At 61.1% G+C, this 13070-nt stretch carries 14 protein-coding genes; 3 read left to right on the top strand and 11 right to left on the bottom strand.

Going from position 1 to position 13070, the window contains the following annotated elements; all coding sequences use genetic code 11:
• Window positions 1-105 precede the first annotated feature (105 nt).
• Window positions 106-1131 (top strand): outer membrane protein assembly factor BamD, encoded by a 1026-nt coding sequence (locus HBO11_RS10120; RefSeq protein WP_169951038.1) that lies wholly within the window; start codon window positions 106-108, stop codon window positions 1129-1131.
• Window positions 1132-1257: 126 nt separating this feature from the next.
• Window positions 1258-1491, top strand: a complete 234-nt coding sequence (locus HBO11_RS10115; protein WP_169951040.1) for a PP0621 family protein — start codon at window positions 1258-1260, stop codon at window positions 1489-1491.
• Between the two features lie 27 nt (window positions 1492-1518).
• On the opposite strand, the gene thiO is transcribed toward HBO11_RS10115, so the two are convergent.
• From thiO to pilV, 5 genes are read right to left on the bottom strand one after another with little or no spacing between them, the layout of a single operon-like run.
• A complete protein-coding gene (gene thiO, locus HBO11_RS10110) occupies window positions 1519-2616 on the bottom strand; it encodes a glycine oxidase ThiO (protein ID WP_169951042.1) in 1098 nt (365 codons plus the stop codon).
• A gap of 59 nt (window positions 2617-2675) precedes the next feature.
• Entirely contained in the window at window positions 2676-3074 is a 399-nt protein-coding gene (locus tag HBO11_RS10105; protein WP_169951045.1) for a type IV pilin protein, read from the bottom strand.
• Window positions 3075-3086: 12 nt separating this feature from the next.
• Window positions 3087-3578 (bottom strand): PilX N-terminal domain-containing pilus assembly protein, encoded by a 492-nt coding sequence (locus HBO11_RS10100; protein ID WP_169951047.1) that lies wholly within the window; start codon window positions 3576-3578, stop codon window positions 3087-3089.
• 34 nt (window positions 3579-3612) lie between these two features.
• A complete protein-coding gene (locus HBO11_RS10095; protein ID WP_169951049.1) occupies window positions 3613-4320 on the bottom strand; it encodes a pilus assembly protein PilW in 708 nt (235 codons plus the stop codon).
• A complete protein-coding gene (gene pilV, locus HBO11_RS10090) occupies window positions 4317-4802 on the bottom strand; it encodes a type IV pilus modification protein PilV (protein WP_169951396.1) in 486 nt (161 codons plus the stop codon). Before pilV ends, HBO11_RS10095 begins: the two co-directional genes overlap by 4 nt.
• A 192-nt stretch (window positions 4803-4994) precedes the next feature.
• Between pilV and HBO11_RS10085 the strand changes: the two genes are divergently transcribed.
• The gene (locus tag HBO11_RS10085; protein ID WP_169951051.1) at window positions 4995-5573 is read left to right on the top strand and encodes a GspH/FimT family pseudopilin; all 579 of its coding nucleotides are present in this window, start codon (window positions 4995-4997) and stop codon (window positions 5571-5573) included.
• Here HBO11_RS10085 and ispH read toward each other — a convergent pair.
• The 6 genes from ispH to murJ form a co-directional block, all read right to left on the bottom strand.
• Window positions 5527-6474: a 4-hydroxy-3-methylbut-2-enyl diphosphate reductase gene (ispH, locus tag HBO11_RS10080; RefSeq protein WP_032861885.1), complete on the bottom strand. Its 948-nt coding sequence runs from the start codon at window positions 6472-6474 to the stop codon at window positions 5527-5529. The genes HBO11_RS10085 and ispH overlap by 47 nt on opposite strands.
• Window positions 6475-6595: 121 nt before the next feature.
• Window positions 6596-7033 (bottom strand): FKBP-type peptidyl-prolyl cis-trans isomerase, encoded by a 438-nt coding sequence (gene fkpB / locus HBO11_RS10075; protein ID WP_169951398.1) that lies wholly within the window; start codon window positions 7031-7033, stop codon window positions 6596-6598.
• Window positions 7034-7040: 7 nt separating this feature from the next.
• Complete coding sequence (lspA, locus tag HBO11_RS10070) at window positions 7041-7550, bottom strand: signal peptidase II (protein WP_169951053.1); 510 nt, start codon at window positions 7548-7550, stop codon at window positions 7041-7043.
• Window positions 7543-10374, bottom strand: coding sequence for an isoleucine--tRNA ligase (ileS, locus tag HBO11_RS10065; protein WP_169951055.1), 2832 nt, complete (start codon window positions 10372-10374; stop codon window positions 7543-7545). Before ileS ends, lspA begins: the two co-directional genes overlap by 8 nt.
• A gap of 13 nt (window positions 10375-10387) precedes the next feature.
• Window positions 10388-11326, bottom strand: a complete 939-nt coding sequence (ribF, locus tag HBO11_RS10060; RefSeq protein WP_057441100.1) for a bifunctional riboflavin kinase/FAD synthetase — start codon at window positions 11324-11326, stop codon at window positions 10388-10390.
• Window positions 11327-11444: 118 nt separating this feature from the next.
• A complete protein-coding gene (murJ, locus tag HBO11_RS10055; protein ID WP_169951057.1) occupies window positions 11445-12983 on the bottom strand; it encodes a murein biosynthesis integral membrane protein MurJ in 1539 nt (512 codons plus the stop codon).
• Window positions 12984-13070 lie beyond the last annotated feature (87 nt).

Genomic DNA, 13070 nt, shown 5'->3' with positions numbered 1-13070 from the left:
TGTGGTTAAATACGGCGTCTTTTGCCCCGAGGCTTTCATCGGGGCGCTCATCATAACAGGACGGCCCCGCCCAAGACAGCGGCCGTCATAGGGACGCAAGCCGCCATGCAAGTGAAACACCTGCTGCTGATCGCCATCCTCGCCATGACTGCTGCTTGCTCGTCAACAAAGGACGTCGTCGACGAAAACCTCAGTGAAGTCGAGCTGTACCAGCAGGCTCAGGCCGACCTGGACAACAATAGCTACACAAGCGCCACGGCCAAGCTCAAGGCCTTGGAGTCGCGCTATCCGTTTGGCCGCTATGCCGACCAGGCCCAGCTCGAACTGATCTATGCGAACTACAAGAACGCCGAGCCGGAAGCTGCCAAGTCCGCTGCCGAGCGTTTTATCCGCCTGCACCCGCAGCATCCGAACGTGGACTACGCCTACTACCTCAAGGGCCTGACCTCGTTTGACCAGGACGTTGGCCTGCTGGCGCGCTTCCTGCCGCTGGACATGACCAAGCGTGACCCAGGTGCTGCGCGCGACTCCTATAACGAGTTCGCCCAACTGACCAGCCGCTTCCCCAACAGCCGCTACGCGCCGGACGCCAAGCAGCGCATGATCTACCTGCGCAACCTGCTGGCTTCCTACGAAATCCACGTAGCCCACTACTACCTGACGCGCCAGGCTTATGTTGCTGCCGCCAACCGTGGTCGCTATGTAGTGGAAAACTTCCAGGAAACCCCTTCCGTGGGTGATGGCCTGGCAGTGATGACCGAGGCTTACCAGCGCCTGCACCTCGACACCCTGGCGGCTACCAGCCTGGAAACCCTGAAACTCAACTACCCGGACCACCCTAGCCTGCAAGACGGCCAGTTTGTGCCGCAGGTTGCCGAAGCGGACAACCGCTCGTGGCTGAGCAAGTACACCCTGGGCCTGATCGAGTCCCGTCCACCGTTGCCGCCGGGCGAAACCCGCGCCAACCAGGACATCCTCAAGCAGTATCAGGACGCCAAGGACGCCATTCCATCCGAGCTCAAGCCGCACGACGAGAACGGCGACGTGATCGAGGAAGAAGCACCAGAGGCCCTGGGCAACAACCAGGATCGCTCGTGGTTCAGCTACATGACGTTCGGTGTCTTTGACTGAACCCGTCTTGGCAGCGCAAGAAGGAGCCCCTCGGGGCTCCTTTTTTTATGGCGCGACTTTATTACCCTGTGCGCCGCTAACATCCTTGGCTAAACTGCCGGATTCCCTGTCGAGAAGCTGCCTGCCATGGTTCGTTTACTGTTCTGGATTGCCCTGATTGCTGCTGCGGTATGGTTCTGGCGCAAATTCAAGCGCCCCGCTTCGACCCAGCAACAGCCCGGCGAACAAAGTGCCGCGCCCATGGTTCGCTGTGCGCACTGCGGCGTGCATCTGCCTCAAGACCGGGCATTGAGCCAACGCCAGGACTGGTACTGCACCCAGGCGCATCTGGAGCAGGGACCGAAATCTATCGAGCGCTGAGTACTCTGGAACGGTAGGAGCCCCGGTTTATATTCGACCAGTGGGCGCATAAGGGGCCGGGTCGATCACCGGCTCATGCCCCAGCAGCAAGTCAGCAAACAACTGGCAAGACGCAGGCGCCAATACCAGCCCGTTGCGGTAATGCCCACAGTTGAGCCACAACCCTTCAAACCCTGGCACCTTGCCTATATAGGGGATGCCCTCGGGCGAACCAGGCCGCAAACCAGCCCAATGCCCCACCACTTGGGCATCTGCCAGTGCCGGAATCAACTCCACCGCCGAGGCCTTCAAGCTTTCCAGGGCCGGTTCGGTCGGTGTCTTGTCGAAGCCCTCATGCTCCAGCGTACTGCCAATCAGGATGTGCCCATCACGGCGCGGGATCGCATAGCGGCCTTTTGCCAAGACCATGCTGGACAGAAAGTCCGAGGCGCATTTGTACAGAATCATCTGGCCCTTGACCGGCTCCACCGGCAACGTCAGCCCGAGGCTACCCAGCAATTCACCACTCCAGGCACCGGCGGCAAGCACGACCTGATCACCCCGCACCTCACCGTGCGCCGTATTGACCCCAACGATGCTGCCGCCCTCCTGGATAAACCCCTGTACCGCGCAATGTTCATGCAGGGTCACGCCAGGCAACGCCAACAGTGCAGCCTTGAGGGATTTGACCAGGCGTGGATTACGCACGTTGGCCACATCTGCCATATAAATAGCCTGTGCAAACCCCGGTCCCAACACTGGAACCGCGTCACGGGCGGCCGACACATCCACCTTGCTCAACGGCCGGCCTTCCCGCTCAGCCCAGGCCAGGGCAGCGGCCTCGTCGTCGAGGTCCAGCCAATAAAGGCCGGTGGTATGAACCTCAGGATCCACGCCAGTGGCGGCAAACAGACGCTGGGCCAATTGCGGGTAGAAGTCCTGGGACCAATGGGCCAGCGCCGTGACGGCCGGGCTGTAGCGCCATGGGTATAACGGCGAAACAATCCCGCCTCCGGCCCAGGAGGATTCCTGACCGACCGACGAACGGTCAAGCACGGCAACCGCCACCCCCTGAGTTGCCAGGTTGAACGCCGTCAACAACCCGATAACACCACCACCCACAACCACGACTTGCTGCTTAGTCATTGTTCGATCCAGCCCATAAAAAGAAAGGAGCGCCGCTGGCGCCCCGTCGCCCACCCGCCTTATCGCCCCCAGCACTCTTGACGCGTAGTGCCGGGCACTGCGCCGGGATTGGTCCGCGCGCCCGTGCTGGTCAAACTGAACACACCACAAGGATCACCCAGCATCGCGCCGGCAAAAGGCGTCGCGATCAAGGTGAAGTCCTGCGGGTCCAGTATCACGGTGATTCTATAGCGATCATTGCCGGTACTGACGCCGCTTGCATCAATAAAAGTGCCATTTCTCACGTGATAGCGCTCAAGGTGCTGAGCTTGCTCCGTGAGCAGCCCGACGATTTCGGTGCGATAGGCCTTTTTCACCTGGGCGGTATACACCGGATAAGTCACCGCGACCAATGTGCCGATGATCGCCAGTGCAATCAGTAACTCTAACAAGGTGAATCCTTTGCAGTTGCCGCTCATCGTGATGCTCACCTACTGAAGTTGTCGCCAGAGAATTCGTCGAAATCGCCCAGCGGCCTCCGGGTCTACCCGCGCATAGACGCTCTCCAGAACCGTGCGCAACTGGCCGCTGATCCCCACTGCAGTGACCCGGTACAAGGTCGCCGGGGTATCGGGCGGCAAATGTGCCAACCCGACAGCGGGCCCCAGGTTTTGAATGCCATAGACGCCTCCCTGTATGCCGACCCAGGTGATAGCCGAAATTGGATCGACGCCCGGCTGGCTGATGGCATAGGCCTCGTTAGGCGGTGCGCAGGTAACTTGGGACTGGCAGGGCGGCAAACCAAATCCGTGTGCCTGCACTGCCGACTCACCGAGCCGGAGCCCACTTTCGGCGGTTTGAAACGATTGGTTGCGATGCCTGAGGCTGCCGGCGAGCTGTTCCTGCGACGTAGAGCCCTGCATCGATGACAGACCGAGAACCGTCAACAACAGCAGCAATACCAGGCTGATCAACAGCACCACGCCGCGCTGCCTGGGAGCCGTGATCCGCCACCCGCTATTCAAGGCGATTACGCACGGCGGCGACGGCGCTGTAGACCTGGTCCCGCACACGGCCTGCCGGGTCGCGAAGCGTCAATAGCACACGCACACTGCGGATCAGCGATTCGTCGCCAGGATGGCTGTCATACCGGTTTACAACACTGGAGCCAGGCTGGCTGGCCATCCCGAAACTCAACTCGAACGCCCCTACGTTATCCACCAGCACCGCCTTGGCCGGCGTTGCTGGCGTGCTGAGTTTTAGCTGCCCCGACTCAAAGGTGTAGGTCAGTTTGCGCACGGGAAAGGCGATCTGCCCGGGCCCCGGCTTGGGCGGCACATCCGAATAAGCCTGGGCGTTGTCGACACAATTGCTGAGCACAGTCCAGTCAGGCCGACTGCCTTGGCCACCAACATCGCCGGTGACCAGTGTCAGGCTGGTCGAGGCACCATTGACCACCACGCTGACCGGCCTGGAAAAATCAGCAGGCGCCTGAGCTATCAGAGGCAGGGACAGACACCCGAACATCCCCGCCAGGCGAATCTCCTGGATCATCTTGCCCAGGATGAATCGCCCGTCATCCTGCAACAACGCTGACGCGTGCTGGCTGGCGGCACTGCTTCGGGCGGCCAGGGTTACCTGGACGGCCGCCAGGACCACGAGCAACCCCAGGGTCGCCGCCAGCAATGCTTCGACCAGGCCCAAACCCAGGCTGGAGCGCCTCATCGCACAGGCCTCGGATCGACAGCGACGCGACTGGTCAGGGTAAATATTTCACGGGTATTGCTGGCCTTGGCCGCACGGGAGTCATCCCAACTGATGCTGATGGTCACCTCACGCTGATTGATCGCAATCGAACCTTTGGCGGAATCGCCGGCAAGGTGGCTGATATTGGCCTCGAAGTCATGCAAGTCCTGGTCGCGGACACTCGCGGCCAAGGTGCTGGCAGGCGAGATATCGTCGCTTCCCCAGGAATAGTCGGCAGCAGCGTTGGCGCGGATCCGGTCGAGCATGTCGTAGGCGATGAAACTCACCTGGCTGATCATCCTGGAACTGTCGGTGTATTTGAGCGCATTCAGCTGGATCAGCCCGGCCCCCAGCAGGCCAACACCGAGAATCAGCAGCGAGACGAGCACTTCGATCAGGCTCATGCCGGCCTGTCGGGCGGTAGCAGGGGAGGCACAAGAGGTTGCCGGGCAGGTTCGCATAGCCATCGTCATCCTTGTCGAAGGTCATCAAAACGACCGAGAGAGCCGTGTGTTGCCCAAGACTAGCGCCGCTCCCGTGACCGCGCTGCCTCTCGGAATAAAGGGAAATACTTTGGACAGAAAGGCCATCACCGCCCTGCCCGCAGTGCCGCTATAACTAGTTCAGCCACACGGTCCATGGAGGGACGAGGTATGAAACAACGAGGTTTTACATTGATCGAACTGCTGCTCGGCTTGATCGTCAGCGGCATCCTGGCGCAATTGGCGGTACCCGGCTTCAAGAGCCTGCTGGACTCACAAACGCGACTGAGCGCCGCACAAACGCTAGCGTCCGGCCTGCGCTACGCGCGCACCCAAGCCATTGCACGTAATCGAACGGTGATCATCCATGCGCTGGATGATGACTGGAGCCGAGGCTGGAGAGTGGTGGTGGACATGAATGGGCGCGGTCATCTGGACGACGACAATCCGGTCCTGCTGGAGCGCCAGGACAATGGGCGGATCCCGATCGTGGGCAATACCCCGGTGCGCACGCAGATTCGTTTCAGCGGGTTGGGCGAACCCCTGCTGTCTGCGGGCGGGTTTCGCGCCGGCACCGTACATGTGTGTTCAACGGACCAGCCGCTGAGCCTGCATCAAGTGGTGCTGGCGCCCACCGGCCGGATCAGCCTGCGCAGCGACAAGGCCGAGCAGGCCTTGTGCCGCGGGTACGACGAGTTGGGGCTCAGAGCAGCGAACGAACCCGCAGCTCCTTGGGCATGGAAAAAGTGATGTTTTCTTCACGTCCTGCCAGCTCGTCGGCGCCTGTCGCACCCCACGCCTGCAACTGCTGGATCACGCCGCGCACCAGGACTTCCGGCGCCGAGGCGCCCGCCGTGATACCGATGCGCTCGACACCGTCGAACCAACTGCGCTGCAGGTCTTCGGCGCCATCGATCAGGTACGCCGGGGTGGCCATGCGCTCGGCCAACTCGCGCAGGCGGTTGGAGTTGGAACTGTTGGGGCTCCCCACAACCAGCACCACGTCGCACTCGTCGGCCAGTTGCTTGACGGCATCCTGGCGGTTTTGCGTGGCGTAGCAGATATCGTCCTTGCGTGGCCCACCAATGGCGGGGAAACGGGTACGCAGGGCGTCGATGACACGACTGGTGTCATCCATCGACAAGGTAGTCTGGGTCACGAATGCCAACTTCTCAGGGTTATGCACTTGCAACTCGGCGACGTCTTTTTCGTCTTCCACCAGGTAGATCGCGCCGCCGTTACTGGCGTCGTACTGGCCCATGGTGCCTTCGACTTCGGGGTGGCCGGCATGGCCGATCAGGATGCACTCACGGCCGTCGCGGCTGTAGCGCGCCACTTCGATATGCACCTTGGTTACCAGCGGGCAGGTTGCGTCGAAGACTTTCAGGCCGCGGCCTGCTGCTTCGGTGCGCACGGCCTGGGAAACGCCATGGGCGCTGAAGATGACGATAACGTCATCCGGCACCTGATCCAGTTCTTCGACAAAAATCGCGCCACGGGCCCGCAGGTCTTCGACCACGAACTTGTTGTGCACCACTTCATGGCGCACGTAGATCGGCGGCCCGAAGACTTCCAGGGCGCGATTGACGATTTCGATCGCCCGGTCCACCCCGGCGCAGAAGCCACGGGGGTTGGCGAGTTTGATTTGCATGCTGTGCCTCGTGTCTTTGTGGGAGCTGGCTTGCTGGCGATGGCAACGCCTCGGAGTAACGGGTAGACCGAGGTGATGCTATCGCCGGCAAGCCGGCTCCTACAGGAACCGGTTTCGTCAGTTAGAGCGCTTTAACGTCGATGATTTCAACATCAAAGGTCAAGGTCTTGCCGGCCAACGGGTGGTTGAAGTCGATGGTCACCTGAGTGTCATCGAAGGTTTTGACCACGCCGGGCAGTTCGGTATTCGCCGCATCGTTGAAGATCACCAGCAAGCCTTCCGACAGCTCCATGTCCTGGAACTGCGACCGCGGGATAACCTGTACGTTTTGCGGGTTGGGCTGGCCAAAGGCGTTTTCCGGCGGGATCTGCAGGTTGCGCTTGTCGCCGGCCTTGAAGCCGAACAATGCCGCCTCGAAACCCGGCAGCAGGTTGCCGTCGCCGACCTTGAAGGTCGCCGGGGCCTTGTCGAAGGTGCTGTCGACCGTGTCGCCGTTCTCCAGGCGCAATGCAAAATGCAAGGTGACTTCCGTGTTCTGGCCAATGCGTTGTTCGGCCAATACTTGTTCAGTCATTTACAGCTTCTCCGGGTTTGTTGCCCTTGAACATATCCAGCGCCAGCATGATTGCGCCAACGCAGATGGCGCTGTCGGCAAAGTTGAACGCCGGGAAGTAATGGCGGTTCTGCCAGTGCACCAGAATGAAGTCGATCACATGGCCCAGGGCAATGCGGTCGTACAGATTGCCCAGCGCACCGCCCAACACCAGTGCCAATGCGATAGCCAGCCAAGTATCGTTGCGGCCCAGGCGCTTGAGCCAGACCACCAGCACCGCACTGACCACCACGGCGATCAGGGCGAACAACCAGCGCTGCCAGCCACCACCGTCAGCGAGGAAGCTGAAGGCGGCGCCGGTGTTGTAGGCCAGGGTCCAGCTGAAGTAGTCAGGAATCACCACGATCTGCTGGAACATTTCCAGGGTGCCCTCGAAGTGAGCCTTGCTGACCTGGTCGATGACCAGGACCAGCAAGCTCAATGCGAGCCAACCCAGACGTCCGAACCGGCTGGATTTAGGCATAGTGGCGAACCTCGCCAGCACCGCTAATGTTGTCGACGCAACGACCGCAGATTTCCGGATGCTCCGGGTTCACGCCGACGTCTTCACGGCAGTGCCAGCAACGGGCGCACTTGGCGAAGGCCGACTTGACCACCTTGAGCTTGAGGCCCGGCACTTCGGTTGCGACCGCATCAGCCGGGGCCTGGGCGAATGGCGCCAGGCTGGCTGTGGAGGTAATCAGCACGAAGCGCAGCTCGTTGCTCAACTTGCCCAGGTCGGCGGTCAGGCCTTCCTCGGCAAACAGGGTGACTTCGGCCTGCAGGTTGCCACCGACGGCCTTGGCCGCGCGCTGGACTTCCAGTTCCTTGTTCACCGCGACCTTGACGGCCATCACGCCTTCCCAGTACTCGCGGCCCAGTTCGAAGTCGGCCGGCAATTCGGTCAGGCCTTCGTACCAGGTGTTGAGCATCACGGACTCGTTACGCTCGCCCGGCAGGTATTCCCACAGTTCGTCGGCGGTGAAGGCCAGGATCGGCGCGATCCAGCGCACCAGCGCTTCAGAGATGTGGTACAGCGCGGTCTGTGCCGAACGGCGGGCCTTGCTGTTGGCGCCAGTGGTGTACTGGCGGTCCTTGATGATGTCGAGGTAGAAGCCACCCAGCTCCTGCACGCAGAAGTTGTGGATCTTCGAGTAGACATTCCAGAAACGGTATTCGCCGTAGTGTTCCTGCAACTCGCGCTGCAGCAACAGGGTACGGTCCACGGCCCAACGGTCCAGGGCGAGCATTTCGTCGGCCGGCAGGATGTCGGTAGCCGGGTTGAAGCCGGTCAGGTTCGACAGCATGAAGCGTGCGGTATTACGGATTCGACGGTAGGCATCGGCGCTGCGCTGCAGGATCTGCTCCGAAACGGCCATCTCACCCGAATAGTCGGTCGAAGCCACCCACAGGCGCATGATATCGGCGCCCAGGGTGTCGTTGACCTTCTGCGGCGCGATCACGTTGCCCAGGGACTTGGACATCTTGCGACCGTTCTCGTCGACGGTGAAGCCGTGGGTCAGCAGTTCCCGGTACGGAGCGTGATCGTCGATGGCGCAACCGGTCAGCAGGGACGAGTGGAACCAGCCACGGTGTTGGTCCGAGCCTTCCAGGTACAGGTCGGCGCGCGGGCCGGTCTCGTGACCCATCAGGTGCGAGCCGCGCAGCACGTGCCAGTGGGTAGTGCCCGAGTCGAACCACACGTCGAGGGTGTCGCTGATCTTGTCGTACAGCGGCGCTTCGTCACCGAGCAACTCGGCAGCGTCCAACTTGAACCAGGCCTCGATGCCTTCCTGTTCAACGCGCTGGGCCACCACCTCCATCAGTTCGACGGTACGTGGGTGCAGCTCGCCGCTTTCCTTGTTCAGGAAGAACGGAATCGGCACGCCCCAGTTGCGCTGGCGGGAGATGCACCAGTCCGGACGATTGGCGATCATCGAGTGCAGGCGCGCCTGGCCCCAGGCCGGGACGAACTTGGTGTCTTCGATGGCTTTGATCGCACGCTTGCGCAGGGTTTCGCCAGCCACAGGCTCTTTGTCCATGCCGATGAACCACTGCGCGGTGGCGCGGTAGATCAACGGGGTCTTGTGGCGCCAGCAGTGCATGTAGCTGTGCTTGATGGTTTCGGTGTGCAGCAGCGCCCCGACTTCTGACAGTTTGTCGATGATCGGCTGGTTGGCCTTGAAGATGAACTGGCCGCCGAAGAACTCCAGCGACGGCGCGTACACGCCATTGCTCTGCACCGGGTTGAGGATCTCATCGTTGACCATGCCATAGGCCTTGCAGGTCACGAAGTCGTCCACGCCGTAGGCCGGTGCGGAGTGAACCACGCCAGTACCCGAGCCCAGCTCGACGTAGTCAGCCAGGTATACCGGCGACAGGCGGTCGTAGAACGGGTGACGGAAATTGATCAGTTCCAGCGCGGAGCCGGTGGTGGTGGCGATCACCGCACCTTGCAGCTCGTAGCGGGCCAGGCAGGCCTCGACCATTTCCTCAGCCAGTACCAGCAGGCGATCACCAACGTCCACCAGGGCGTAGGTGAATTCCGGATGCACGTTCAGCGCCTGGTTGGCCGGGATGGTCCACGGGGTGGTGGTCCAGATCACGATGGCGGCAGGCTTGGCCAGGCTTGCCAGGCCAAAGGCCTCGGCCAGCTTGGTATCGTCGGCAATCGGGAACGCGACGTCGATGGTCGAGGACTTCTTGTCTTCGTATTCGACTTCCGCTTCGGCCAGGGCCGAGCCACAGTCAAAGCACCAGTTCACAGGCTTGAGGCCCTTGAACACGAAGCCGCCCTTGACGATCTCGGCCAAGGCACGGATTTCCCCGGCCTCGTTCTTGAAGTTCATGGTCTTGTACGGGTTGGCCCAGTCGCCCAACACACCCAGGCGGATGAATTCGGACTTCTGCCCTTCGATCTGCTCGGTGGCGTAGGCACGGCACAGTTCGCGGGTCTTGTCGGCGCCCAGGTTCTTGCCGTAGGTCACTTCGACCTTGTGTTCGATCGGCAGGCCGTGGCAGTCCCAACCCGGGACATAAGGTGCGTCGAAGCCCGCCAGGGTTTTCGAGCGGATGATCATGTCCTTGAGAATCTTGTTCAGCGCATGACCGATGTGAATCGTGCCGTTGGCATAAGGAGGGCCGTCGTGCAGGACGAACTTCGGACGATCCTTGCCAATCTCGCGCAACTTTCCGTACAGGCCAATACTGTCCCAGCGCTGCAGGATCTGCGGTTCGCGCTGTGGCAGGCCGGCCTTCATTGGGAAGGCGGTGTCCGGAAGGTTTAGCGTGGCTTTATAGTCGGTCATTTAAGGCTCTTCATTAGCGATGGGCGCTAGGTGCGGCTAGTGCACGGGCGGCGGCGACATCCGCATTGATCGCCGTTTTCAGCGCCTCCAGGGAGGCGAATCGCTGCTCTTCACGCAGCTTTTGGTGGAAAACCACCGTCAAACGCCGGTCATATAAATCCCCGGCAAAATCCAAAAGGTGAACTTCCAGGTGGGCCTTGCCATCACCTGCAACCGTTGGCCTGACGCCTATATTGGCGACTCCGGGCCACGGTTGGCCGTCGATATCGACACTCACCAGGTACACCCCGGTCAGTGGCACGCGACGGCGCTTGAGCTGCACGTTGGCGGTTGGCGTGCCCAGTTGGCGCGCCAGCTTCTGGCCGTGCAGGACCCGCCCGGCAATCCGGAACGGGCGACCGAGCAAACGCTCGGCCAAGGCGAAGTCGGCAGCGGCCAGGGCATTTCGCACCTGGGTACTGCTCACGCGCAGGCCGTCCAGTTCGACGGTTTGCGCGGCTTCGACAGTAAAACCCTGGGTCACGCCGGCCTGTTGCAGGAAATCGAAATCCCCTACCCGGTCGCAACCGAAGCGGAAGTCGTCGCCGACCTCCAGGTGCTGCACGCCCAGGCCATCGACGAGGATGCGGTCAACGAACTCCGTGGCGCTGAGGCTGCGCAAACGCTGGTTGAACGCCAGGCACAGCACCCGGTCCACACCCTCTTCAGCCAACAGCTGCAGTTTGTCCCGCAGGCGAGCCAAACGGGCCGGGGCCGTCTCGGGGGTGAAAAATTCACGGGGCTGCGGCTCGAAAATCACCACGCAGCTGGGCACGCCCAACTCGACTGCGCGCTCGCGCAGCCGCGCCAGGATAGCCTGGTGGCCACGGTGAACACCGTCAAAGTTGCCAATAGTGGCGACGCACCCCCGATGCTCGGGGCGCAGGTTGTGGAGACCTCGAACCAGCTGCATAACGCGCTTCTTGCTCATAAAGTGGTCGATTATAACCACACCCAGCCCTGGGCGACAGGCAACAGCGCAGGCCAAATGATTCGAATCGAAAAAACAGCCGGCTTATTGTTGATTGTGATCAGTTCAGCGCCTTGCGATTGAAATCCCGCAGGCGAAAGCCCAGCACCAGCAACATGCCAAAGTAGGCGACCACCCCGGCCACGACCAGCAGGCCCAGGCGCAGGAATCGCTCGAGCATCTGCCCTTCGTCCCACGCGGGCATCCAGTGCATCAAGCCCAGCAATACCGCCGACATCACCGCCACCGCCACCAGCAGCTTGAGGGCGAACATGCCCCAGCCTGGCTGCGGCTGGTACATTTTCTGTTTACGCAGTTGATAAAACAGCAGGCCGGCATTGATGCACGCCCCGGCGCTGATCGCCAAGGCCAGGCCCGCGTGCGCCAGAGGCCCGATGAAGATCAGGTTGAACAGCTGGGTAACCACCAGGGTGAAAATTGCGATCTTCACCGGGGTCCGGATGTTTTGCTGGGCATAAAAGCCCGGCGCCAGGACCTTGATCACGATAATCCCCAGCAACCCTACCGAATAGGCGACCAGCGCGCGCTGGGTCATCAAGGCGTCGAAAGCGCTGAACTGGCCGTACTGGAACAGCGAAACCGTCAGCGGCTTGGCCAGGATCCCCAGGGCCAGGGAGCACGGCAGCACCAACACAAAGCACAGGCGCAAGCCCCAGTCGAGAATGCGCGAGTACTCATGGCGGTCCTTGCTGGCATAGGTGCGGGCCAGGGTCGGCAGCAAGATGGTGCCCAGCGCCACGCCGAGCACGCCGGAGGGTAATTCCATCAGACGGTCGGCGTAATACATCCACGACACCGAACCTGAGACCAGCAACGAAGCGAACGCAGTGTTGATGATCAACGAAATCTGGCTCACCGACACCCCGAGAATCGCCGGCAGCATGTTTTTCATGACCCGCCACACGCCCGTGTCCTTGAGGTTCAGGCGCGGCAACACGAGCATGCCGATCTTTTTCAGGTGCGGCAGTTGATACAACAGTTGCGCCAGGCCACCGGCCAGCACTGCCCAGCCAAGTGCCATGACGGGTGGATCGAAGTACGGCGTGAGGAACAGGGCAAAGATGATCATGCTGACGTTAAGCAGGGTCGGCACAAACGCCGGTACCGAGAAGCGGTTCCAGGTATTGAGGATCGCGCCCGCCAGGGACGACAGGGAAATCAGCAATATATAAGGAAAGGTCACCCGCAACAGGTCACTGGTCAGGGCGAATTTTTCTGGAGTGTTGGCAAACCCGGGCGCCGTGGCCCAGATAATCCAGGGTGCGGCGAGCATGCCGGCGATGGTCACCAACATCAGTACCAGGGTCAGAAGCCCCGAGACATAGGCAATGAATGTGCGAGTGGCTTCCTCTCCCTGCTGGGTCTTGTACTCGGCCAGGATCGGCACGAATGCCTGGGAAAACGCACCCTCGGCGAAGATCCGCCGCAACAGGTTGGGCAGTTTGAACGCGATAAAGAAGGCGTCCGTGGCCATGCTCGCGCCAAAAATACGCGCGATGAGGGTGTCACGCACAAACCCCAGAACCCGGGAAATCATCGTGATAGAGCTGACGGCGGCCAACGATTTGAGCAGATTCATTGAAAGAGTTTTTGCCTATAGATAAAGAGCAGGCGAACAAAGCGCCTACTTATGCGATACTGCGCGCCTGCAACAGCACAGAGCCAA

Source organism: Pseudomonas sp. WS 5010, assembly GCF_012985565.1.
Lineage (GTDB): Bacteria > Pseudomonadota > Gammaproteobacteria > Pseudomonadales > Pseudomonadaceae > Aquipseudomonas.
Note: the sequence above shows the minus strand (reverse complement) of the source record. Positions and strands in the feature narration are given on the sequence as shown.